Source organism: Micromonospora sp. Llam0 (assembly GCF_003751085.1).
In the GTDB taxonomy this organism is placed as follows: domain Bacteria; phylum Actinomycetota; class Actinomycetes; order Mycobacteriales; family Micromonosporaceae; genus Micromonospora_E.
Genome location: NZ_RJJY01000002.1, coordinates 2,375,923 through 2,397,871, shown reverse-complemented (window position 1 = coordinate 2,397,871; position 21,949 = coordinate 2,375,923). Strand labels below are relative to the sequence as shown.

Genomic DNA, 21,949 nt, shown 5'->3' with positions numbered 1-21,949 from the left:
ATTGGTAGCAGGAAGAAACGGAACCCGTCGCATGACCGACAGCACCAAGAAAACATCCACCCTGGAGCGGGTGCTGACCGCGCTCGCCGAACTCGGCCCGGCCACCGCCGCAAACATCGGCAAGTCCACCGGCATCGCCTACCCCACGACCACCCCCAAACTGCGAGAGCTGGAAAACGCGGGCCACGCCGAGCGGATTCGCACCGAGCAGCGCACGACGCTGTGGCAGTTGACCGACACCGGCAAAGCGGCAGCCGCGGCGGTCGCAGCCTGCAGCACCAGCACGCAGACGCCATCCGCTGCCTCAACGGATGACGACGACCAGGCCGGGGGCGAGTCACAGCAGCGAGCCAACCTCCGCCCGGAGGTGGAACCGGAACTCGGCGCGGGAGTACCCGCCGAGGACCAGGTACCTGGTGAACCGCCAGCCGACCAACAGACCCGCGACTCCGCAGCGGAGACCGACCAGCCCAGCCCAACGCCAGCGGAAGCGGCAGGCCCAGTCGGGACGGCCGAGCAGGTCGCCGCACCGCAGGCCGAGCCCGACCCGGATCCGACGCCCGAGCTGGAGACCGCACCAGCGCCGAAAACCGAACCAGGGGCGTCACGCAGCGGGGCTACTCAGGACCAGCCGACCCGTGAACCGCGCGCCGACGACCGTATCGGCGAATCGGAGACCGAATCGACGGAGGACATCGAACACCAGGGATCTGGAGCCAGCACACAGGAGCGCGACGGCCGTCGGAAGCCGGCCCAGCCCCGACGCCGCAAGGGGGAACTCCGCGACGAGGTGCTGGCGCTGCTGCAACGCAACCCGGACACCGCCTACAAGGTCGGGGAGATCTGCAAGCTGATCAACCAGGCCCACGACGGCACCCAGGTCAACCCGGCCAGCGCGGGGGCAGTGGCCAACGCCCTCGACAAGCTCGTCATCGCCGGCAACGTCACGCGACTCGACACCAAGGTCGCGACCTACCAGGCCGATTAGCGGCGCCCTCACCCCACGCAGCCCGGGGCGGGCGTTTGACGTTGGCGCGCTCACGCCCGTCCCCGGTGCTCCTTCACACACAGTCGGGTAGCCCCGCCACGTTGCCGTGGCAGGGCCCCCTCAGAACCGTGCGTGCGACTTTCACCGCACACGGCTCAAGCAAGCCCAACGGGCTCGCGGGTCTCTCGCGGTGCTGGGCTCACGTCGGCGGCGGGCGTTCGCCGCCGCCGGCAGTAAGCGTGGACGAGACGCGGTTGATCGTCCGGACCGCCGTCTCCTGCGACGATGGCCTTGCGGCTGATCGCCTTGCGGAATCCGCGTAGCCATTGTTCCCACTGTTGTGGGCTCTGTGGCTGCCGGTCGGCGTGTAACAGCAGGTCATCGCAGTAGCCGCACCGCCCGTCCTGTGCCTGTAGCAGGTTCAGGGTGAGGCGGTTGACCGGGAGCGACGATCGACTGCGGCGACGCCGGGCGTTCCAGTAGTCGGTCAGGGCCGGGTCGTCGATGGACGCCGATCCAATGACCATCTGGTGCCGGACAATCTTCGTCCAGCGGAACTTGAGCAGGTAGACGCCGCTGTCGCGGTCGCCGAACACCCACCGCGTTCCGCGGGACGGGTTGAACCTGCCGAAGTAGCGGGCAACGATCCAGCGCTTCGGCTTGTTCGGGTGGCGGCGTAGCGCCCACCTGTAGGTCAACTGCCACAGGTAGTGGTCCAGCCGGCGGAAAACCTCACTGGACACCGCCGTCCGGTAGTAGGCCGCCCAGCCGCGCACGATCGGGTTGATCGCGCAGACGATCACCGCGACGTTGGCTCCTCGCAGAGCCCTCATCTCGGTGCGCAGCCTGCCCCGGATGCGTCTCACGGCCGCGTCGCTGGGTTTGATCAGCAGCTTGCCGCGATAGCGGCGGACGTTGAATCCGAGAAAGTCGAAACCGTCTTCGAGGCGGACAATCGCCGTTTTGTCCTCGTTGAAAGCCAACCCTCTCGGCGTCAGCCATGCGGCCAGCCGCGCCTTGACTTCTTCCGCCTCACCACGTGTATGGCATAAGACGACGAAGTCATCGGCATATCTGACCACCAGCGGGTGCCCCATCAACACTTCCGCGTTCGAGCGGACTTGACGATATCGGACACCTGCGGCTTGCTCTAACCCGTGCAGCGCGATATTCAGCAGCAATGGGCTGACAACCCCGCCTTGGGGAGTGCCTTCCCCGGTCGGGGACCATCGCCCCTTATCCACCACTCCGGCTTTCAGCCACCCGGCAATTGCTTTCCTCGCTGGGAAATCGCCGAGAGACGTCAGCAGGTGCTGGTGGTCGATGCGATCGAACGCCGCCTTGAGGTCCGCGTCCAGCGCCCACAGCCGCTTGGCTCGGGGCCCTCGCACGGACTGGTATATGGCGCCGATCGCGTCGTGGCAACCGCGTCCGGGCCGAAAGCCGTACGACTTCGGCTCGAACTTGGCTTCCCACTCGGGTTCCAGCGCATTGACGACCTGCGCTTGGAGCACCCGGTCAACGATGACCGGGATGCCGAGTGGGCGCTGCCGGCCATCGGCCTTCGGGATGAACACCCGCTTGACCGGCCGGGCTGTCCACAAGGCCGCCTCATGGTGCACCCACCGCGCCAGATCGGCGCGGTCTTCCGGGTGCAACGCGACGCGCCCGTCGATCCCGGCGGTCTTGCGGCCAGCGTTGACCTGCGTCGTGCGCCGCACGCTCAACAGCGTGTTCGCCCACGACCGCAGCATCAACTTCTGCAAGTTGCGGACCTTCTTGAGGTCCCCTGCCCGCGACGCCGTGAAGATCCGTTGTCGCAGACGCCGTACGGACGCCTCGACCGAGGACCAGTCAACGGTCTCCCAGTCGAAGCGCTCGCCCTCAGGTCCGTTCACCACCGTGCCCGCAGGCACAACGGTGTCCAACTTGCCCGTCGGTGCGGTTGTCGTCGTCATCGGTCCTTCACAGGCTCACCTGGCCCACGTCGGCACCCTTTCGGGTCCGGGCATCGCCCGTATCCGGCCAGTTATCCAGGAAGGCCGGCGGAGGAGCCAGTCACTGTTTCCCGGTTTCCTGCTGCCTTTCGGCTGCCGGCATTTGCTTCTTGGGCCATCCTCAGCCCGCTGAGGAATTCAGCCTTCCTCACGGTCGGCTTACCGGGCCTGGCACCGGCCCGGACCTCAACGGGATTACCTCGTTCCACACGACCAAGACACGGCCGGGGAGGGTGCCTCCTTTACCCCGAGGGCGGCGGTGTCCCAACGGCTGGCGCTCCTTCACCAACCGCCGCCTGCCGCATTCTCAACGGCCAGCCCTTATCCCCAGGTCACACGATCCGTCACACCGGGGCTTGTAGTCACGGGGCATCGTCGAAGGTTCACTTGCGTTCACCCGTCCGGCCTTCTCCTCGCCTGTTGCCCCCGGACGGCACGGGAGCCCTTGGGCTTCTACCCCGAGCTTCGCACCCCGCCGTTGCCAGCGACGCACGTCGGAGCGGAGACGGGCCATCGGACACAAGCCCGGAACTACACCATCAGACGAACCTCCTGATCCTCCCTGGTGCGTCCACTTGGAATCGTGCGACCGCGAATCGCACAGGAGCGACAACCAGTGTCTCAGACAGCGAACTCCCTCCTCACCGCCGCTGGCGGGCTCCTCGCCGGGCTGACCATCGCCGGCCTGTGGGCACTGCGCCTGTGGACCCTGCTGACCCGCGCCCGGCTCCGGCTGCGAAAGCTGGACCGCGTCGTCCTGAACGCGCACGAACTGGTCGAGACCCTGCGAGCCGAACGCGACAGGTACCACCGACAGGCGACCGAGGACGACACCACCCGCCTGCCCAACCGCCGCGCCGCGATCGAGCGGCTGACGCACGCACTCAAGACCCACAGCGAGGTCGGCGTCATCGTCCTCGACCTCGTCGGGTTCAAGCTGATCAACGACCGACTCGGGCACCGAGCCGGCAACATCCTGCTGTCCCAGGTCGCCGAACGTCTCCGCCGCCTGGGGCAGTCCGACATCGTCGCGGCCCGACTCTCCGGCGACGAGTTCACCCTCATCGTGCAGGGCGATCTCGACAAAACGATCTCGGTGGCGCACCGCGCATGGCGGCACATCAGCCAGCTTCCGTTCGCCCTCGACGGCAGGCAGATCGACATCGTCGCCAGCGTCGGCTACACGACCACCGACCAAACCGGTCACGATCCCGAATCCCTACTGCACCTGGCCGACATCGCCATGTACTGGGCCAAGGCCAACGGCGGCGTCGTGCACGGCTACGCCGAGCACATGGGCGACGTCCCCAGCGACGGTCGCCCCCGCGACTGGCCGCCGCCCTACGAGGGCTGACACCGCCATGGCCGGGCCCGGCTCGCAAGGCAACAGCCACCTGCACCGGGCCCGACCTTCCCCGGCCCACGCGCCCACCGCGCGCTCGGCCGCCGCGTCAACTCCCCTTGCGCGCCGGCGTAGGCGGATTCCACCATCCCACACCCCATTTTGGAGAAATCCGTGACAGACATCATCGTCGTCCTGCGGCATCTCGCCCGCCTCGACAGTGCCGCACTCGACATGGAGCAAATCGGCGTCACCACCGCGCAGAACACGACCGACGTCTGTGACTTCGTCACCGCGGGTTGCGCTCTCGTCGCCGCCAACGTTCAGGAGGAACTGCTCGTCGAGGCCGCGCAGGTGCTCTGGAACGTCTACGACGGGGCAAACGGCCCCGAACTCGTCACCGCCGGTGAGCGTGTGCGGGCTGTCGGGCTCGCGCTCACCCGGGTGCGGGAGGAACGAGAAAAGGCACTCGTGCGGTTCCACGAGGCGTGCGCCGTCCTCCGGCACAACGGCGCGCTCATCGAACCGGTTTCGAAGCCGGCAACCCCGCAGGGCGGTCTCCGCTGATGGGACACATGCTGCTCGCCGTCCTCGTGCCGGCAACCGCGACCGTCGACACCGTCGACGCTGACCTGGACCGGATCATCGAGCCACAACTGGAGACACTCGGCATCGATGACTACCGCCTCGGCGGCGGCTTCACCGGCGCCCGCGACCCGGCCAACCATGAACCCTTGCCCGCGGTGCCACGGCACGCTGCGCGACCCGGACGGCAACACCTGTCACGGCTGCACGGACGCGGTCAGCCAAGGCCCGCAGCACCGGGACGATCCTTAAGCTGACGTACGTCTGTGCCCGGCACACCGGCGATCTGGTCCCGCCAGCCCGGCTTCCGGATCCCGGCTGGCGGTTCCCGCCGCACCGCACCCCGCACGCGTGGGCGAACCCAGCCGGCGTGCGCTGGCTCGGCACCGATACCCCTACCACACCGACACCGACATCCCGCCTCGGCTCCGCCGGGTCTTCGCCAGCCTGCGCGCCGGACGCCGCGACGTGGACGGTTCGGGCCGACGCATCTCCGTCGACCCGGCCGAATGGCTCGTCGCCGTCGTGGACGCCCACCACTGATCCGCAGCCGGACTCACTCATCGGCCTGCTCTCCGACGCCTCCGCCATCGGCTACCGCTGGCCACGCCTGGCCGCCACCACCGACCGTGCGCGTCGCCCATGCCCGCCACCAACCACTGACCCACCCGTCACCGCCGTCCGCGCCCTTCCTGCTCGGGAGCGGGGCTGGCGCCTGTCTTCCTCGGGAGATCGACATGCCCACCTTCGACAGCGATCCGCAACCAGCGGCTCTGGAATCGGTCCTGCGTGACGCCTGGGACGCCTTCCACCCCGGCCAGCCCGCCCCGCTGGGCTGGCTCACCCACACCGCCACCCGCGTCCACGACTACCTCGGCACCCACCAACCCGCACCAACTCCGCCCGCCGCCCCGCCTCCCACCGTCAACGAACAGGTGGCACGGCTGCGCCGACAGGTGTGGCGCGCCGTTCGCGACGCCGTCGGCGATGACGACATCGACCCCGATGCCGCCAACAGGCTCCTGAACCTCCTGGACCTGCCCGGCCTGCCACGCCACTGGCAGGTCCGACTCACCATCCCGTTGACGATCACCGTCACCGCCACCGACCCCGACGACGCGTTCGGCACCGCCGAGTCCGTCATCGACGACGCCCTCGACGCCAGCGGCCACGACAGCCACATCGACTGGACCGCCTCCGGCCGCGACGACGCAACCCCCGGCGACCTCGATCCCACCACCGACGATCCGCGCGGCCTGCGATGACCTGACGCCGATGTCCGCGCGGCCGGCCACGCCCCGCGGTCGTCGCCATACCCCGCGCCCATCCAGCGATTCACGAGGAGACACCGCCCGTGGGAACCCCCTGTTACGTCGGCGCCGCCGACCCCGCCCGGCCGACCATCGTCCGCGCCCGCTACGTCCACTTCGACGGCAACCCCTCATCGGTCATCCCGCAGCTGCGCGGCATCTGGGCCACCACCACACGACGCGACACCCGCGCCCTCATCGATGCCGTCCTCGCCCACGACTGGGACTACCTCGGACCCGACCTCGCCCCGGACCCGCGGCCGGTTACCGGCCAGCACCACGTCGCGGGGGTCGGCATGACGCTCGACGACACCGATCCGGAGCCGCTCACCGTCTTCCCGCTCAGCCGCGCCGTCGACCTCGTCGCGACGTGGATCTACGTGATCAACCCCGTCGACGACACGGTCACCGTGCACAGCGGCGACGGCGAGCCGGTCGGCGTCCACCACCTCGGCTGACCGCGAACCAGGAAGGAACCCGCCATGCCCGGCTTCGCCGCGCCGCCCCACCGAACCCGTCACCCCGGTCCCGACGGCAGGGGGCCGGGATGACGCTCCGATCCCTGGTATCACTCGCCGTGGCGCTCATCGCCGTGTTCATCCTCTGCGCCGGTGGTCTCGGCGGCATCGTCGGTGGCGGCACCGCCGCCGCCGGCTGTGTCACCGTGGCCACCTCGCCCGGTCCCTCGTCACCTGCCACCGTGGCGCCGATCGCCGGACCGACCCTGTGGCCAGCCAAGGGTGACTGGGACAGCGGCCAGGTCGGCAACGCCGCCGCGATCGTCACCACCGGCGCCCGTCTAGGGGTACCCGGACGCGGGTGGGTGATCGCGGTCGCCACCGCCATGCAGGAAAGCGCCCTGAGGAACCTGCCGGGTGGCGACCGCGACTCCGTCGGCCTGTTCCAGCAGCGTCCCAGCCAAGGCTGGGGCACCCCCGCCCAGCTCCGCGACCCCGTCTACGCGTCGGAGAAGTTCTTCGGCACGTTGGTCACGATCGACGGCTGGCAGACGATGCCGCTGGCCGAGGCGGCGCAGGCGGTGCAGATCTCCGCCTACCCCGACGCGTACGCGAAGTGGGAGGGGCCAGCCGCCGATCTGGTCGCCGCGATCGCCGCCACCGCAGGCCTCCCCGCCGACGGGCTGGCCGGCTGCGGTGCCGTCGGCCCGTGGACCCAGCCGGTGCTCGCCCCGGTCGGATCCGCCTTCCGCAGCTCGGACCGGCCGGGCCACGACGGCGTCGACCTCAGCGCCCCCCGTGGCACGGTCATCCGCGCCGCGTCGGCCGGCACCGTGCGCACCGTGCGCTGCAACGCGGTCCACGCCAGCACAGGCGCCGAGTGGGGCTGTCACCGCGACGGCCACCCCACGCTGACCCGCGGCTGCGGCTGGTACGTCGACATCGACCACGCCGAGGGCCTGCTCACCCGCTACTGCCACATGGACCGGCCGCCGACCGTCAGCGTCGGGCAGCAGGTCGCCGTCGGCCAACCCATCGGCGTCGTCGGCTCCACCGGCAACAGCTCCGGCCCGCACCTGCACTACGAGGTACACCACAACGGCGACGCGAGCGCGAACGGGGCCATCGACCCCGTGCCGTTCATGGCCGCGCAAGGTGCCCCGCTCGGCGTGCCGCCCACCTGAAATCCGTCACCCACCCCAGCGGCGGTGGCGGAATCCACACCGCAATCAACCCACCCATGAGCGCCAGCCTCGACAAAGGGAGAGAGTCAGTGCCTGACCACACCACCCCACCGACCCGCGGCCAGCACCCCGCCGATCCCACGGTCGGCGGCCATCTCGCCGCCACCCACATCATGATCGGCGACATCGGCGTCTTCGCCGGGGACTGGACCGCCTACGACCACCACGGCCGGACCCGCCACCCGGTCGGCTTCGTCGGACGCCTCGACGCCCAACGTGGATACGACGGCCAGTACGCCGTGTTCTCCTGCGAACGCGACGTCGCCGAAGCGATCGTCGCCGACCAGGAACGCCTGCGCGATGAGACCCGCCGGCGGCTGCACGGCGACGGTCTGCGCGGGCCGGCTCTCGACGCCGAACTCGACCTTGTGTGCGCGCCGCTGTACTTCGACGGCGACGAGATCATCCTGGACGAACGGCGCGTCCACGGCGATGCCGACGGGATCTCCCGGATCTGCCCCGACGCCGACGGCCGGTACACGATCTGCGGCTGGGTGTGGGATTGGCGCGCCGTCGACCCCGCCGACTGCGCCCGCATCGCCGGCACACCACCCACCCCGGCCCAGCAGCCCGCCCGTATCCCGCTGCGGCACAGCCCGCTGCACGTGCCCCACGACCGGCTCACCGTCACCAGCCTCGACGAACTCCCCACCGACCGTGGGGTCGCGTTCACCGCCGCACTCCGTCTCGACGGCACCCGGATCGGCGTCATCCACAACGAGGGCCGCGGCGGCGGGACCTGGCTCAGCTACCACGATCCCGCCCGGTTCAGCCGGCGTGACCTGGATGAGTACGTGCGTGGATGCCGCTACCGGCGCCAGCCCACCGACGAGGAGACCGTCCTCGACCGTCTGGTCACCGAGTACGACCTCACCCGCCGGATCTCCGCCCTGCCGGCCGGCGCGTTCCTGGCCAGGTCGGTCGACGACGACGGCGACTCCTGCGGCGACTTCGTCGTCTTCACCGGCCTCGACCGGCCCCGGCAGCCCGCCGCGTGGACCAGCCTGGCTACCTACCTGGCCACTGTCGAGGCCACCTTCAGCACCCACTGGCAGGTGTGGCTGGACGGCGCCTGGCACCGGGTGCCCGACCCAACTGAGACGGCCGGACCCGACACGCGTTGACGCCGCCCGCCACACCTACCCAGCGTCGCCATCGCCCGCCACGCGCGCGCTCATCACCACCGCACAGCATCAGCCGCACGACCGCCCCGGTGGCCGGGACCGGCCGCCGGCGGACCCCGCTCACCCGAACAACCTCCGCTGACCACACCACCACCCGTGCCCGGCCGGCACCCCGCCCGGCCGGGCCTTTCCCCGACCCGAACAGCAGAAAGGGCACCCCCGTGATCGACACCCGACTCGCCGCCAAGTACTGCCGCGAACGGATCAACCCCCAGCACTTGGCCGAGGCACTACACGCCGACCCCGGCACGCCGACGCTCGCCACGGAACTGCGTACCGCGCTCACCGCCCTGGAGATGACCGAAGGCTTCATCGCCGGACTCATCACACCGCTGGACCGCAGCCTGCGCGACGTCGAGCAGGTCCTCGCCGCCGGACGCCACGACCAGATCCCCCTCATCGAGAACACCGGCGTCCTCCACGCACGAGGACCCCGCCTCGACGCGCTGCTCGCCCGCCGCGCCGCGCAGATCGACCACCTGCGCTCCCTCACCCGGCTTTGGGCAGCCGAGCACCCCGACACGACCCCCCAGTAGAAGCAGACACGCCTCTCGCCCATCCTGACCCCGCCATCCGTACCCCGCACCGCACGCCGGCCCTCACCGCAGCTCCCCAACGCCTGGGCACACCTTCGGCGACGGCCGGCCCGGCCATGGTGGCGTCACCCTGCCCCGCCCGCTGGCCGGGTACCTGGGCGGCGGACCCGCACGCCGCCGTGCTGTCCCCGCTCGAGGTCGCCGCCGCGGCCCTCCGCCTTGCACCACCTGCCGTCGTAGTCCCGACGGCCTCAACCGGCTCGTTCCACCTGACACGATCGCCCCGGCCCGGGCACCTGCTGCCGCCGGCCGTGTGCCGGTCCGTGTCAGCAGGAGCCGCCCCGGCCGGGGCTTTCGCGTCCGAACCGCGCGCCACCGGCGCGCAGAAGGACCCGACATGATCCCGAACCCAGAATCCACCGCACCTGCCGTACGGCGCACGGGGCGGTGACTGCCTCATGGACGACACGTTCCTGCGGCGCGCCGCAGGCGCCGCCGGCTACCGCCTGGCGAACGACCGGCTGACCGAGGCCGCGATCGAGCAGCCCGAGCATGCCGCGAACTGGATCGCCGCCGCCGCCCGCTACACCGCCACAGGCAGGATTCAGCGCCTGCTGACCGACGCAGCACAGCAGCTACGCGACCGGCTTACCGGCCGGCCGCCTACGCGGTTCCGCGCCGACGCCGGAGCGCTCGCCGCCGTGTGCGACCTGCTCGCCGACATCGACGAGGCCCTACGTGACCTCGGCCGGCACGCCCTCGATTTTGCGCACCTCGGCCGGCCGCCGCTGATCGACGACCCGGCGGCCACCGCACTACCCGCCGCGCTGGCCGGACGGCAGGAAGCCGTCGGTGGTGACGAACCGGCGGCTCGGGCGCAGCACGTCACCGGCGGCAGCCCGTTGCCGCCGGGCCGCCGCCGGCCCCGCCGCTCACGGCGGTAACGCACCACGGCGCCGACCGACGGCGCACCCCTGTCTCACCAACGGCACCCGGCCCGCGTCCCGCGCGACGCCCGGGTGGCCTTTCGCATGTAAGGAGCCAAACGACGATGACGCGTCGACTCTGGTGGCGGGTGGAGGAGATCCTCCCGCTGGCCGAACACGCCGCCGCCACCCCCCGGCAGCGCAAGACCCGCCAGCAGTACCGTGCCGGCTGGCCGGACGTACCCGCACTGATCTGGTCCCGCAAGCCTGACGGCGACTGGCTGGCATCCAACGGCGTCCCCATCTGGTACGACGTCGACGGCACCGAGTACCGGGTACGGGCCGAGACCTGGACCCACACCGCCACCGGCGCCACCGGAAACCCCCACCCGAACGACGGTGACGGATTCCTGCCCCTGCACGCCGAACACCTCGACGGGCGCCGCACGCTGCTCGACCTGCTCCGCTTCGCCCGCCAGCACAACGTGCCGTGGCTCGGCGTCAACGCCGACCGCACCAGCGAGGACAGCAACGACAGATACCTGCTGTCGCACAGCCGCGAGGACATCCTGCCCCCCGACGCGAGCTGGGTACCGGCGACCGTCACCTCCGACACCGTCGGCGGCGACCACTACACGGCGCTGGTCGCCGACGGATACAGCGCCGTGAACGGCGGCCTGCTGTGCCGGTTCCCGCGCGACGAGGTCGAACGCATGGCCGACCACCTGCACGGGCTGTCGATCGGCGACATGCCCGGTGAACACCCCGTCCTGCGTCTCGGTGCCGGCTTCGTCAGCGTGCAGTGGGAAGCGGACACCGGCGAGGACAGCAGCCGGTGGATCGAGGAGGACCGGGTACCGGCCGACGCCGACGACCACTACGCCGTCGGCGCCTACCAGTGGCGCTGGACGTCCGCGAACATGGTCGAGGAGCAGCCGTGACCGCCCGCCGTAGCCAGCGACGGCCAGGCACTCCCAACCCCGCCGACGACAGGGCGTTCCACCGTGCGTTGCAACGGCAGGTCGACGCCTTGGCTGCCACGGTCACGCTCAAAGACCCTCCCGACGGCCTCAGCGTCACGGCCGAGCGTGAGTGGCGGGAACAGGTGGCCGCCGCCTGGCTCTACCTGTCCTGCGTCGCCGTCTGGGCCGAGGACCACCAGCTCGTCGAGCCGCTGCTGCGCAGCGCACCGCCCGGGATCGCGCGCAACGCCGCGAGCGCACCGTTGTGGCTCGGCCGCGCTTTCGAAGCCCTCACCCGGCACCCTTCCACCCAGTGGCTGCTGCACCCGGAGTACAACCCGATGCTGTGGGCCGGCGCTCCCAGCGCCGCCGCCTGCGACGACCTGATCAGGTGGTGGGCCACCCAGGCGCCGTCGCTGGCCTGGCCCGACCAGGACGGCTATCCGCCGTCGATCAGTGGCTGGGTCATCGGCGACCTGCTGCAGATCCTGTCCCCGCAGCGGCGGGCGCGTCACGCCCTGGTGCAGACACCGCACTACGTCGCCGACTTCATCCTCGACCGCACCCTCCACCCAGCCGCCGACACCTTCCGCGAAGAGCCCGTGCTGCGGCTGATCGACCCGACCGTCGGCACCGGCCACTACCTGGTCCGGGCGGTCGACTATCTCTGGCAGTGGTACACCGCCGGCCGAATGGACGCCCGATCGGTTGAGCAACCGCCGATCACCGGCGGGCACACTCTCCCGCCCGGCGAGGCGATCCGGCGGATCCTCGCCGGAGTCGACGGCGTCGACATCGACCCGCTGACCGTGGCGGTCGCCCGGCTTCGGATGACCGTCTACCTCGGACATCTGCTCGCCGACGCTGGGCTGCTCCCGCGTCCGCTGCGCCTGGCCGCCGTTCCCGCCTGGGTCACCCCACGGATCGCGGTCGGCGACTCGCTGCTCATCGGCAAGATCAGCCGCGCCGAGTACGGCCGGCTGCGCCCACACCTGGTGGACCTGCCCGGCGCTGCCTTTCCGCTGCCCGGCTTCACGTGGACGGCCGACGAGGCGGCGACCACAGCGCCTCCTCGTCGCGGCCGCCGGAGCTGAGCGGCCTCACGCCGGACGACCCAAGCGATTTGATCGACACCGGTCGCTCGCGTGTGGTTCGTCCCGCCGGTCCGAGCCAGGGCCACCTGCGCCATCCCGTCCATGGCTCGGATCGCCATTGCGTTCGAGCCGCACCTACCCGCAAGGAGGACAACTGTGCCGCACCCTGCCACCCGCGCCGCGACACCCGCGGTGTTGACCGGCGTCGAGTCAGCCGCCGACCAGTACGGCTGGGACCAGCCCCCGGTCGTGTTCGGCCTGTTCGACCGCGCCGACCTCGCCACCTGCCGGCTCCGGCTTTGGGGCGCTTGAGGTCGATCCGAGCCTGGCCGCCCCGGACCTGTGGACCGCGTCCGACTCGGCCCGGCCCGGCGAGTCGCTGCCCGTACCGGTCGTACTCCGGCGCTTCGCCCGGCAGCTCGCCACACCGCACGCCCGGGTTTGGCAGCGGGACTGGCTGGCCCGCGACCGCCGCGCACTCGTCGGTTTCGGCCTGCTGTTCGAGGGCTGGGCTGGACCGGTGACCCCCGGCTACCGGCGCGGTGATCTCGCCAAGGCCCCCGCGGCGGTGCGCCGCGAGGTCCGCATCGCCGCCGCCGTCGACACCGACCTGGGGCTGCACCGCGTCGCGCGGGTACGCCATGGCCAACCGTCGGCCGCGCAGAGCTGGCCCGAACTGCCGCGGTGGAGCCAGCGGCGCGGCGTCGTCGTCGGGCTGCGCGCCCTTACCGAGCTGGCCAAACGCGTCTAGCGCGCCCGCCACGCAGTGCGCCCACCACCGGTGATGAACGGCCCGCTCACCCAGGCATTGGGTGGGCGGGCCCCGCACCCCGCGCCCAGCTCAGCGCCGCCGCCCGCACCGCCGTGAAACATCCGCCCACGAATACCACCGGCTGACCGGCTTCGGCGCCCCGCCGAAGCATTCGATCGACCAGTAAGGAGCGGCATCCGATGCACACCGGGGACCCACGTGTGGCCCGCTACGCCGACCACATCATGACCGAGATCGACGGCGACATCACCGAGGGAGCGGTGCCACCCGGTATCGGCAGCTTCGTCGACCTGCACTGCTACCTCGACGCGAACGACTACCTCGACGCCGCCGGCCTGCCCCACTACAGCAGCCAGGCGGACCTCGACCTCGCCAACGCCGTCACGGACGAGGTCAGCCGGCGGCTACGAACGCCCGGCCGCCCGTTCTGCACCTACGGCCGCTGCACCTTCAGCGCTCACGACCACACCACCAGCGCGGGTCCCGACGGGCAGCACCTGGACCGCGAGGTCCCACTGTGCTGCGCCCACTGCGGCCACCCCGCGCACTACGACACCCGCCTGCGCGACTACCGGCACGACGACCCCGCCGCGCCCGACTGCTTCCTCATCCGCAGAGACACCCACGGGCACACCGAGACCTCGGCCGGTCCGCAAGCCGCGTGCGGAAACGCGAAGCCCGCCGACGCCCCCTGGACGACTTGATCTTTCCGCAGAGTCGAGCGTCGATCGGCGCGGTCACCATCGCCCGACCCGAACGGCGAGGAGGACGGCTCCCAGGCCACGAGCCGAGACGGCCGGGGGGGTGGTGACCACCCGCCCGATCCCGGTCGCCGAAAGGACCCGCCCTCATGCCGCCCACCACCCCCGCTCCCGAGCCCGAGACTGTGACCGACCCGATGCTCTGGCGCATGGCCGTCCGGGTCACCGCCGATCACCAACCCCACCCGCGCCATCCCGGCCGCTGCGCCAACCTGCGCTGCGTACACGAGGCCTACCCCTGCCCGCCGCTGCGCGACGCGCAGCGGGCGCAGCAGGCCGCGACCCGCCCGCACCGGTTCACGCCGGGACGCGCCCGCGTCGCTGCCGCCGCGCAGAGGTTCGTCGGCTGGTTCCGGCCCGCGCGCCCCGTTCCGCCGGCCCCCGTACCGCTGCCCCGCCGGCAGCCCATGGCCACCCTCGGCCTCGCCGCCTGACGTCCCGAACAGACCAGCGACCGGCCGATCCCGGCCGCCGGTTCGACAACCCCCTTTGGAGGCACCTTGAGCTTCTACCAAGAGACAACCCTGGCCGGCTACGCCCGGGCCGCCGTCCACCTCAAGTCACGGATGGTCGACTACAGCCGTACCCGCTTCGCGCAGCAGTACCTGAAGGCCTACCTCGACGCCCGCGTTCGAGGAGACCGTCGCGACGACAACGCCGAAGGTGCTCGCAGCCGTCGACAAGCTCGCCCACCAGCCGTGGCAACTCGGCGATCCCTACGTGCTGGCCCCCGAGATGACCGCGATCGTGGCCGCCGCAGCCGAGGCACTCGACCTGACCGGCGACCTCATCCCCGACGACATCGCCCCCAGCGACAGCGGCGTCCTTTTCCTGCCCGAACCGATCTACCACCGTGGAACACACGGCCAGGTCGCATCGATAGGCGCGGTCACCTGGGCAAAGATGCACAACATCGGCACCGGAAGCACCGACTGGTGGATCACCGGCTGGGCCGACCGTAACGACCCGCTCGACCCCAGCGCCGCCCGCCTCCGAGCCCAGTACACACAGGACGCCCAACTCGCGGCGGACTTCGGCCCGTACGTGCTGGCCTCATCGGCCCGGATTCCCGTGGGCAGGTCGGTCGAAGCCCGTTGCGACCTCACCGCGTACGACGATGACGACATCGAGTGGGAACCAGCCCCCGACGGGCGGTTCTGCATCGACGAATCGACCGTCCGGGTCAACGCGGTGCCGCCATCGCCTACGCGTTCTGGGCCATCCAGGCCCAACCCCTCGCCACCGTATCCGCCCCGCCCCTCGACCGCGCCGCCCGCCGCCGCGCCCAACGAGACAAGGTCGTCCACCTGACCCGCGTCGTCATGCTGCGCCGACGCAAACCCGTCACCGACCGCAACACCGGTGAAGCGAAATGGCACTACCGGGTCCGGTTCTTTGTCAAAGGCCACTGGCGTCACCTCTCCGACGCTGAAGGCCGGCGGTATCGCATCTGGGTCCACAAACACATCAAGGGGCCGGACGGCGCCCCGCTGCTTCTTGGTGACGCCGTCTCCATCCTCGCCCGCTAAACAAGAAAGGAAACAAGATGCCACCGCTCGAGGAGTTCCTCCAAAACCAACAACGTCTCATCAACGAATTCGGCTGGGCAGTGACCGCCGTACTACCCGATCTCGGGGAGAGCGGCTCCACGTTCGCCTACACCGTCGGCCTGACCGAGCATGATTTCCCTGAGTTGGTCATCGCCGGCCTCGACCCGCTCATCGCCCAGGCATTGCTGAACGACATGGCCGGACGCGTCTACTCCCGGGCCGAGCGGTTCACCCACGGCCAACGCGTCGCCGACCTGCTCGTCGGCTACGACGCGATCATCGTCGAGGGACCCGCCACCGACGCGCTGCTTCCCGGTGCGGCCCACGCCCGGTACGGCAAGGATCGCGTGCGCCTGCAGCAGATCGTGTGGCCGGACCCGCGCTCCCGGTTCCCGTGGGACGACGGCTACGAATACCCCGCTCACGTGCAACCGCTGCTGGGACGCCCGTAACCCGATGAGCGGCATCACGGGAGCCGTCAACGGCCTGGCGTTGGAAGTTGGCGCGACCGTCAACTGGACCGCGTTGCACAACAATCTGCTATCCCCGGCCGTGACCGCGCTCATCAGCGCCGCCGCGACCGTCGAGTTCAACACCGGCCTGGTAGAGAAGCATCAGCAAGAGCTCAATCACATGCTTGACGCGGCGAAAGTCGAAGGCGGCCTTCCCGAGGACCTACTGCTCGTCGCCGGCGCACTGGCGGACATGTCCCTGACCCTCCTCGACGAGCGACAAGCAGCCGTCGATCGAGTACGGACGCTCGTCATTCCGCTCGCCGAACTCGGAGTGCTGGAAATGCCCGTGTGACAGGCGGGGCCTGAAACGGCCCCGCTGTCTAACGGCGACGCCGTCGCCGTCCTCCCCGTTCACTACGAACCCGGATGTCGCTGTGGGAGACAGCGACGCGATTCACCTGGCCCCACGCCCCGCGCGTGGGGCTTTGTTCTGTCCATGAATCGACACAGGAGCGTTACTTTCCATGTCCGGTCACACCTTCGCCAAGGAGGACCTTGTCGTCATCAGCCCGGTTTTCGCTCGCCCTGGCGAGGAGAACGTCGTGTATCGCGTGGTCGAGGTTCACCGAGTGAACCTCGACGCCGCTCCCGTCAGCGGCGGGCGTCCCATCCGGGCACCCAAGGACATGTTTGAGCCCACGCCGGAGACCACCGCCGCTGCCGAACAGCCGGACGGCACGCATCCGGCCCCAGCCAACCCGGTCACCCTGTGGGCCGGCAGTGTCGTCACGGTCGCCGGGCCACGGTGGCCAGGGCAGGCTGGCCAGCTCTACGTCGTCCTGCGGACGAGCGGCGACAAGGTCTCCCTGGCCAAGCTCGGCGGCGACAACGGCCGCTACTGGCGTGGTGTCCACCGCAGCTTCTGCGCCCTCGTCGACCCGAGCCTCATCACCATGTCCCCGGCGACTCAGTAGCCGGGCGCCGACGCGTCAACCTCGGTGGCTAATCCGCGCCGCCGGCCCGCCGGTCTGCCGCCAGCCCGCCGGTAGGCGACAGCGCACTCCGGCAGCCCGCCGCCGAGGTTTTCAGGTCAATCCAGCTCCAATCATTCGCATGCGGCGCCCCGAAGGCTGGCCCACCCACCACTGGGCGGGCTCGCCTTCGTGGGCGCCGCTGCCTCTTCGCTGGGAGAAATCCATGCCTCCGTCGAAAAGCCCTCTCGTCCGGGTGGCCGCTCAGTTCGGCTACGACCTCGACGAAACCTCGCTCCTCACCGACCCGGGCGTCCCCGCGACCGACACACAGGCCGCCCGGCTGTGCGCGGTCCTCATCGAACATGCCAGCTACATCAACGACCCCGGCCTGCGTTACACCATCAGCCAGGACCCGGACTACGTGCACGGCATCGTGGCGGACGCTGCTACCGCGATCGAGCGCGCCTACCGGGCCATCGCCGTGCTCCTGTCCACCGCGGTCAGCACCGGTGCCGCGCAGCTGCTCACCCCAGGCGGCAGTCGCGCCGCGGTCGCGTCGCCCTGGCGTCCCGGCGTGGTCCGAATCGCCGGCGCCCACGGCGGGCCCTACCCCTGCCAGATCTGGCCGGCGGGCTGGAACGGCTGGGCCCGACCCCGCTTCACCCGTGACATCGTCGCCCGGCTGATGGCCGACCTGGACGAGGACCGGCGCCGCAGCGGGCAGCACCCCGACTCCCTCGCCGGACAGCTGCTCGAGGACGGCAACGTGCTCCTGTTCCACGACGAGGGCGTCCAGGAGGTCATCCACCCGGACGACGACGACATGTTCGCCGTTGGCGCCGGTACGTGGACGTGGGAGGAATGGCCGGAGTAGAACCCGGCCCGCCACCCGACCCGGCGCGCCCCGGGCCGTACTGGCCCGCCTGGGCGCGGCCCGGTACCGCGGGCCGGCACGGCCACGGCGCGAGCCGAGCCCTGAAAGCAATTCCTCTACCCCAGAAAGGAGGCGAGATGCTCAGAATCCTCGCTGTATCCGTCCGAGGGCATCGGTATCTGGAGGGAAACCCGAGCGTTCACCCCATCACTGAAGTATCCGCCGGTACAGGGACCCTGTTCCCTAGCCTCACCGCGGCGCAACACCACGTGCAGCGCGAGTACCGCACCCTGTCGGTGTTCTGGCGCGTCGAGATCATCGACGAGCGTGGTCAGATCGTATCGCGCGGCACGCGTGACGGCCTCAACGGCACCGGCAACCGCTGGGTGTGGCAGACCACGTGAAGCCGTGACCGGCGCACCCACGCCACCCGACCCCGACTCCGCTCGACGTCCGGACACTCCGGCGAGCGGCACCAGCTCCACCCGTTCCCGCGGCGTCATCCGTAGCTGACCGACGCCCGCTTTCGGCACCGCCACCGGTTGTCCGCCCCGCCTCTTGACGGCGGTTCGGCGCGGCACCAACCCCAATTCCCGACCGGGAGGTGGCCACGCCGGAGGCGTGGCCACCTCCTGTCCCTTTACTCAGGAGGAACAACGGATGGACTCTCCACCCACACCAGCGCACCACAGCCCCGACCGCGACTTGATCAGCGAGAGCGGCAACGGTAGTCGTGTCTGCGCCGCACCGATCGACGGCGTCAGGGGACCTGCGATGACCACACCGACAGCGGGTACGCCCGCCACACCTGCCGGCGCGGCCGGGATCAACGCGGTCAGCGGACTGCCGAGGCTACGCGCCGGCGAGCTGCAGAACCAGGTCCTCGCGGTCCTGGCCAGCGCCGGCGTCGCCCTGGACGTCGGCGACATCGCCGGGGTCCTCGCCGGACGGTCCTCTGGCGCGATCGGTCAGGCGTGCGACCGGCTCGTCGCGCGCGGCCACGCCGAACTCCTGCCAAGCTCGCCCAAGCAGTACCGCATCACCTCGGCCGGGCTGACGGAGCACCGGGCGAACCCGACGCCGATACCGCCCGGACCACAAAGCACCACCGCTCGACCCGCGTCCCCGGCCCTGCCCGCCGCCCCAGCCCCACGCCCGGCGGCATCCACCCACCCCACACAGCCGGCGGCTGCGACCCCGCGACCCGCGACACCGGCGGCGCCCGCGCCGAAGAAGCCGACCACGGGGCCGGTGCGGCGCCCGAACGGGCAGCTGTACTACCCACGGCTGCTGGCCAAGCGCCCCGACGTCGACGTGCTGCGAGACCTCCGCGACGCCGACGTCCCCGTGCTGCTCTACGGGCCGCCCGGCACCGGCAAGACCTCGCTGATCGAGGCCGCGTTCGGCACCGACCTGTACACGGTGCCCGGCGACGGCGACACCACGGTCGGCGACATCGTCGGGGACTACGTGCCCACCGACAGCGGCGGCTACGAGTTCGTGCCCGGCCCGCTGCCGCGGGCGATGGAAGCCGGCGGGGTGCTGTTCATCGACGACGCCACCCTGATCCAGCCGAAGGTCCTCGCCGTGGTCTACCCGGCCATGGACGGCCGACGGCAGATCATCCTCAAGGCCGCCGCCGGCCGGGTCGTCACCGCCGCCCCCGGCTTCTACGTCGTCGCCGGCCACAACCCCGGCGTCCACGGCGCCGTGCTGACCGAAGCCCTCTCCAGCCGGTTCTCCACCCAGGTCAAGGTCTCCTCCGACTACGACCTGGCCGCCGCGCTCGGCGTCGACTCCCGGATGGTCCGCGCCGCCCGAAACCTCGCCACCCAGTACGACAGCGGCGAGATCGGATGGGCCCCGCAGCTGCGCGAACTGCTCGCCTTCAAACGGATCACCGACGTCCTCGGGGTCGACACCGCCATGGCCAACCTCATCGGCCTCGCCCCGGTCGAGGACCGCGAAGTGGTCCACAAGACCGTCTGCCAAGCCTTCGGCCTGGCCAAGATCCTGCCCCTCGCCCTCGGCAACCAGCTGTAACCCGCAAACGGAGGCACACCCATGTCGTTGTCGAAACACCTCAACCCGGACCCGGACGCCGCGTCCACCCCACTACCGGCCGACCACGCCTGGCTGCGCATGTCGGCCGCGCTCAGCGCGCACATCCCCCCGATCGCCGGCCGCGAGGACCTCCTCGTGGTCATCGAACCCGGCGCCGGTAACGGCGCACCGGCCTGCTTCATCCGTGAACGCGCCACCGTCGAGATCGACGGCACGTACCTCGGCATCGACCCCCGCTCGGTGGACCCGCACGACCCCGACGCCCGGGAGAAGTACCCCGTCGCCTGGGGGCTGCTGGTCCACGAGGCCGCACACTCCCAACACACCCGCTGGGAGTTCGGCACCGGACCCGCCCGGGTGGCCGAGGCCGCCGCACTGCTGGAGGAGTCCCGCATCGAGACCGCCCAACTGCGCCGCAGGCCCGGCGACCGCCGCTGGCTCCGCGCCGCGGTCACCAGGATCCTGCTCGACGACATCCCGACCACCGACGACCCATGGGCCGCCGCCGCCAGCGCCGCGCTCGTCCTCGCCAGGGTCGACGCCGGGGTCATCGATCCCGACGAGGCCGAACAGCTCCGCCGCGCGGTCGCCCGGATCCTGCGCCCGACCCTGCTCAAGACCCTCACCAGCATCTGGCGCGACGCGCACCAGGTGCCCGACGACGACACCGACGCCATGCTCGCCCTCGGCCGACGCTGGTGCGACACCCTCGGCGTCGACCCCGACACCCCACCGCCCCCGCCCGGAACGGGGCAGGCGGGCTCAGGCAACGGGCACAGCGGCGCCGGGCAGGGCAGCGGAGGCAGCCCCGGGGGTGGGGGCGTGCTGCGCAAAGCGGCCGCCTCCGTCGTCGGTGCCGTGGCCGTCCACGACGCCGAAGCCGCCCAGGCCGCCGCCGCTGCCGCCGCCCGCGCCCAACAGCGGGCACAGCAACGCAAGGCAGAGGCCGACCAGCAGAAACGGTCCCAGGACGCGGCCGGCGCGGTCTTCGACGGAGACGGAGGTACCGGCGGCGGGGGCGGCGCGAGCACCAACGGGAACCCCCTGGTCCGCACGCAACCGTCGAGGCATCGGACCCGGGAGCCCGGCGACGATGAGCGTGCCGCCGCGCGGAAGCTCGCCCGCGCACTGCGGGAGGCCGCCTACCGGGAACCGACCGACGCGGTCACCACCTCGGTGACCCCGCCCGGCCGGCTCGTCACCCGCGCCGCGCTCGCCGCCGACGCGCAACGCGCCGCCGGGCAGATCCCCACCTCGCAGCCGTGGCGACGGACCGAACGTCGCCGGGTACCGCAGCCGCCGATCCACGTCGGGATCGTCGCCGACGTCTCCCCGTCGGTGGAGACGTTCGCCGGGCCGATCGCCTCAGCGGCGTGGATCACCGCCCAGGCCACCGCCTGGGCCGGCGGCACGAGCGCCACCGTCACCTTCGGCCAGTACGTCACCGCCGTGACCCGCCCGGGCCAGCCACCCGACAGGGTCCGCCTGTTCGGCAAGGAGGGCAACACGCAGGGTTTCCCCCTCGCGGTGGACGCCCTCGACGCCGCCCTCGGCCTGGCCGACCCCCGCGGCGGCGCGCGGCTGCTCGTCGTGGTCAGCGACGGCGAGTTCACCTCCGCCGAGATCACCGAAGGCCAGAAACGTCTGGACCGTCTCGTCCGCGCCGGCTGTGGCCTGCTCTGGCTCGGACCGCCCAACTCCCGCCCCCTCAAGGACGCCCACGCCACCATCCTCGGCAACCCCGGCGACGCCGGCAGGCTCATCGCCCGCGCCGCCGCCACCGCACTACGCGACACCTGAGGCGACGCCCAGGGCCGGCACCTGTTGGTGTACGGGTTCCCGTGCAGAGCCATGTACGGGAACCCGTACACAG

General features: G+C 71.1%; 27 protein-coding genes. 26 read left to right on the top strand and 1 reads right to left on the bottom strand.

Going from position 1 to position 21,949, the window contains the following annotated elements; all coding sequences use genetic code 11:
* Positions 1-31 precede the first annotated feature (31 nt).
* Entirely contained in the window at positions 32-988 is a 957-nt protein-coding gene (locus EDC02_RS38180) for a MarR family winged helix-turn-helix transcriptional regulator (RefSeq protein ID WP_123606934.1), read from the top strand.
* Positions 989-1,143: 155 nt separating this feature from the next.
* On the opposite strand, the gene ltrA is transcribed toward EDC02_RS38180, so the two are convergent.
* Entirely contained in the window at positions 1,144-2,946 is a 1,803-nt protein-coding gene (ltrA, locus tag EDC02_RS38175; protein ID WP_123603984.1) for a group II intron reverse transcriptase/maturase, read from the bottom strand.
* 655 nt (positions 2,947-3,601) lie between these two features.
* On the opposite strand from ltrA, the gene EDC02_RS38170 reads away from it, so the two are divergent.
* The 25 genes from EDC02_RS38170 (at position 3,602) to EDC02_RS38055 (ending at position 21,876) form a co-directional block, all read left to right on the top strand.
* Positions 3,602-4,339 (top strand): GGDEF domain-containing protein, encoded by a 738-nt coding sequence (locus EDC02_RS38170; RefSeq protein ID WP_123606933.1) that lies wholly within the window; start codon positions 3,602-3,604, stop codon positions 4,337-4,339.
* Between the two features lie 162 nt (positions 4,340-4,501).
* Complete coding sequence (locus EDC02_RS38165) at positions 4,502-4,894, top strand: hypothetical protein (protein ID WP_148083813.1); 393 nt, start codon at positions 4,502-4,504, stop codon at positions 4,892-4,894.
* Positions 4,894-5,169 (top strand): hypothetical protein, encoded by a 276-nt coding sequence (locus EDC02_RS38160; protein WP_123606931.1) that lies wholly within the window; start codon positions 4,894-4,896, stop codon positions 5,167-5,169. Before EDC02_RS38165 ends, EDC02_RS38160 begins: the two co-directional genes overlap by 1 nt.
* Positions 5,170-5,263: 94 nt before the next feature.
* Complete coding sequence (locus tag EDC02_RS38155; protein ID WP_123606930.1) at positions 5,264-5,455, top strand: hypothetical protein; 192 nt, start codon at positions 5,264-5,266, stop codon at positions 5,453-5,455.
* 194 nt (positions 5,456-5,649) lie between these two features.
* Entirely contained in the window at positions 5,650-6,177 is a 528-nt protein-coding gene (locus EDC02_RS38150) for a hypothetical protein (protein ID WP_123606929.1), read from the top strand.
* A gap of 89 nt (positions 6,178-6,266) precedes the next feature.
* On the top strand, positions 6,267-6,680 hold the full coding sequence (locus EDC02_RS38145) for a hypothetical protein (protein WP_123606928.1): 414 nt from the start codon (positions 6,267-6,269) through the stop codon (positions 6,678-6,680).
* A gap of 89 nt (positions 6,681-6,769) precedes the next feature.
* Positions 6,770-7,864 (top strand): M23 family metallopeptidase, encoded by a 1,095-nt coding sequence (locus EDC02_RS38140; protein ID WP_123606927.1) that lies wholly within the window; start codon positions 6,770-6,772, stop codon positions 7,862-7,864.
* An 89-nt stretch (positions 7,865-7,953) separates the two neighbouring features.
* The gene (locus EDC02_RS38135) at positions 7,954-9,048 is read left to right on the top strand and encodes a hypothetical protein (protein ID WP_123606926.1); all 1,095 of its coding nucleotides are present in this window, start codon (positions 7,954-7,956) and stop codon (positions 9,046-9,048) included.
* 89 nt (positions 9,049-9,137) lie between these two features.
* Positions 9,138-9,644: a hypothetical protein gene (locus EDC02_RS38130; RefSeq protein ID WP_233606647.1), complete on the top strand. Its 507-nt coding sequence runs from the start codon at positions 9,138-9,140 to the stop codon at positions 9,642-9,644.
* Positions 9,645-10,102: 458 nt separating this feature from the next.
* Complete coding sequence (locus tag EDC02_RS38125) at positions 10,103-10,588, top strand: hypothetical protein (RefSeq protein ID WP_123606924.1); 486 nt, start codon at positions 10,103-10,105, stop codon at positions 10,586-10,588.
* Positions 10,589-10,695: 107 nt separating this feature from the next.
* Positions 10,696-11,511 (top strand): hypothetical protein, encoded by an 816-nt coding sequence (locus EDC02_RS38120; RefSeq protein ID WP_148083812.1) that lies wholly within the window; start codon positions 10,696-10,698, stop codon positions 11,509-11,511.
* Entirely contained in the window at positions 11,508-12,626 is a 1,119-nt protein-coding gene (locus tag EDC02_RS38115) for a hypothetical protein (protein ID WP_148083811.1), read from the top strand. The genes EDC02_RS38120 and EDC02_RS38115 overlap by 4 nt, the downstream gene beginning before the upstream one ends.
* Before the next feature lie 156 nt (positions 12,627-12,782).
* Positions 12,783-12,938 (top strand): hypothetical protein, encoded by a 156-nt coding sequence (locus EDC02_RS40650; RefSeq protein ID WP_158632460.1) that lies wholly within the window; start codon positions 12,783-12,785, stop codon positions 12,936-12,938.
* 208 nt (positions 12,939-13,146) lie between these two features.
* Entirely contained in the window at positions 13,147-13,377 is a 231-nt protein-coding gene (locus EDC02_RS38105; protein WP_123606920.1) for a hypothetical protein, read from the top strand.
* A 200-nt stretch (positions 13,378-13,577) separates the two neighbouring features.
* On the top strand, positions 13,578-14,102 hold the full coding sequence (locus EDC02_RS38100; protein ID WP_123606919.1) for a hypothetical protein: 525 nt from the start codon (positions 13,578-13,580) through the stop codon (positions 14,100-14,102).
* A gap of 146 nt (positions 14,103-14,248) precedes the next feature.
* A complete protein-coding gene (locus tag EDC02_RS38095) occupies positions 14,249-14,593 on the top strand; it encodes a hypothetical protein (RefSeq protein ID WP_123606918.1) in 345 nt (114 codons plus the stop codon).
* Positions 14,594-14,822: 229 nt separating this feature from the next.
* Positions 14,823-15,470 carry a hypothetical protein gene (locus EDC02_RS42175; protein ID WP_233606646.1) on the top strand — a complete coding sequence of 216 codons (648 nt, stop codon included), beginning with the start codon at positions 14,823-14,825 and terminating at the stop codon, positions 15,468-15,470.
* Between the two features lie 11 nt (positions 15,471-15,481).
* The gene (locus EDC02_RS42170) at positions 15,482-15,688 is read left to right on the top strand and encodes a hypothetical protein (RefSeq protein WP_233606645.1); all 207 of its coding nucleotides are present in this window, start codon (positions 15,482-15,484) and stop codon (positions 15,686-15,688) included.
* Positions 15,689-15,705: 17 nt separating this feature from the next.
* Positions 15,706-16,161 (top strand): DUF4262 domain-containing protein, encoded by a 456-nt coding sequence (locus tag EDC02_RS38080; protein WP_123606916.1) that lies wholly within the window; start codon positions 15,706-15,708, stop codon positions 16,159-16,161.
* A gap of 4 nt (positions 16,162-16,165) precedes the next feature.
* Complete coding sequence (locus tag EDC02_RS38075; RefSeq protein ID WP_123606915.1) at positions 16,166-16,516, top strand: hypothetical protein; 351 nt, start codon at positions 16,166-16,168, stop codon at positions 16,514-16,516.
* 172 nt (positions 16,517-16,688) lie between these two features.
* A complete protein-coding gene (locus tag EDC02_RS38070; RefSeq protein WP_123606914.1) occupies positions 16,689-17,138 on the top strand; it encodes a hypothetical protein in 450 nt (149 codons plus the stop codon).
* A gap of 223 nt (positions 17,139-17,361) precedes the next feature.
* On the top strand, positions 17,362-18,012 hold the full coding sequence (locus EDC02_RS40645; RefSeq protein ID WP_158632459.1) for a hypothetical protein: 651 nt from the start codon (positions 17,362-17,364) through the stop codon (positions 18,010-18,012).
* Between the two features lie 137 nt (positions 18,013-18,149).
* The gene (locus EDC02_RS38065; RefSeq protein ID WP_123606913.1) at positions 18,150-18,416 is read left to right on the top strand and encodes a hypothetical protein; all 267 of its coding nucleotides are present in this window, start codon (positions 18,150-18,152) and stop codon (positions 18,414-18,416) included.
* 370 nt (positions 18,417-18,786) lie between these two features.
* Complete coding sequence (locus EDC02_RS42165) at positions 18,787-20,055, top strand: AAA family ATPase (RefSeq protein ID WP_233606644.1); 1,269 nt, start codon at positions 18,787-18,789, stop codon at positions 20,053-20,055.
* A gap of 21 nt (positions 20,056-20,076) precedes the next feature.
* Entirely contained in the window at positions 20,077-21,876 is a 1,800-nt protein-coding gene (locus tag EDC02_RS38055; RefSeq protein WP_123606912.1) for a hypothetical protein, read from the top strand.
* Positions 21,877-21,949: the final 73 nt, after the last annotated feature.

Excerpts from the sequence above, each read along its gene's own strand:
- EDC02_RS40645 (WP_158632459.1), top strand. The coding sequence starts at position 17,362 with ATGCCTCCGTCGAAAAGCCCTCTCGTCCGGGTGGCCGCTCAGTTCGGC.
- EDC02_RS42170 (WP_233606645.1), top strand. The coding sequence starts at position 15,482 with ATGCTGCGCCGACGCAAACCCGTCACCGACCGCAACACCGGTGAAGCG.
- EDC02_RS38095 (WP_123606918.1), top strand. The coding sequence starts at position 14,249 with ATGCCGCCCACCACCCCCGCTCCCGAGCCCGAGACTGTGACCGACCCG.
- EDC02_RS38075 (WP_123606915.1), top strand. The coding sequence starts at position 16,166 with ATGAGCGGCATCACGGGAGCCGTCAACGGCCTGGCGTTGGAAGTTGGC.
- EDC02_RS38055 (WP_123606912.1), top strand. The coding sequence starts at position 20,077 with ATGTCGTTGTCGAAACACCTCAACCCGGACCCGGACGCCGCGTCCACC.
- EDC02_RS38125 (WP_123606924.1), top strand. The coding sequence starts at position 10,103 with ATGGACGACACGTTCCTGCGGCGCGCCGCAGGCGCCGCCGGCTACCGC.
- EDC02_RS38100 (WP_123606919.1), top strand. The coding sequence starts at position 13,578 with ATGCACACCGGGGACCCACGTGTGGCCCGCTACGCCGACCACATCATG.
- EDC02_RS38065 (WP_123606913.1), top strand. The coding sequence starts at position 18,150 with ATGCTCAGAATCCTCGCTGTATCCGTCCGAGGGCATCGGTATCTGGAG.
- EDC02_RS38080 (WP_123606916.1), top strand. The coding sequence starts at position 15,706 with ATGCCACCGCTCGAGGAGTTCCTCCAAAACCAACAACGTCTCATCAAC.
- ltrA (WP_123603984.1), bottom strand. The coding sequence starts at position 2,946 with ATGACGACGACAACCGCACCGACGGGCAAGTTGGACACCGTTGTGCCT.
- EDC02_RS38070 (WP_123606914.1), top strand. The coding sequence starts at position 16,689 with ATGTCCGGTCACACCTTCGCCAAGGAGGACCTTGTCGTCATCAGCCCG.
- EDC02_RS38120 (WP_148083812.1), top strand. The coding sequence starts at position 10,696 with ATGACGCGTCGACTCTGGTGGCGGGTGGAGGAGATCCTCCCGCTGGCC.
- EDC02_RS38140 (WP_123606927.1), top strand. The coding sequence starts at position 6,770 with ATGACGCTCCGATCCCTGGTATCACTCGCCGTGGCGCTCATCGCCGTG.
- EDC02_RS42165 (WP_233606644.1), top strand. The coding sequence starts at position 18,787 with ATGACCACACCGACAGCGGGTACGCCCGCCACACCTGCCGGCGCGGCC.
- EDC02_RS38150 (WP_123606929.1), top strand. The coding sequence starts at position 5,650 with ATGCCCACCTTCGACAGCGATCCGCAACCAGCGGCTCTGGAATCGGTC.
- EDC02_RS38180 (WP_123606934.1), top strand. The coding sequence starts at position 32 with ATGACCGACAGCACCAAGAAAACATCCACCCTGGAGCGGGTGCTGACC.
- EDC02_RS38160 (WP_123606931.1), top strand. The coding sequence starts at position 4,894 with ATGGGACACATGCTGCTCGCCGTCCTCGTGCCGGCAACCGCGACCGTC.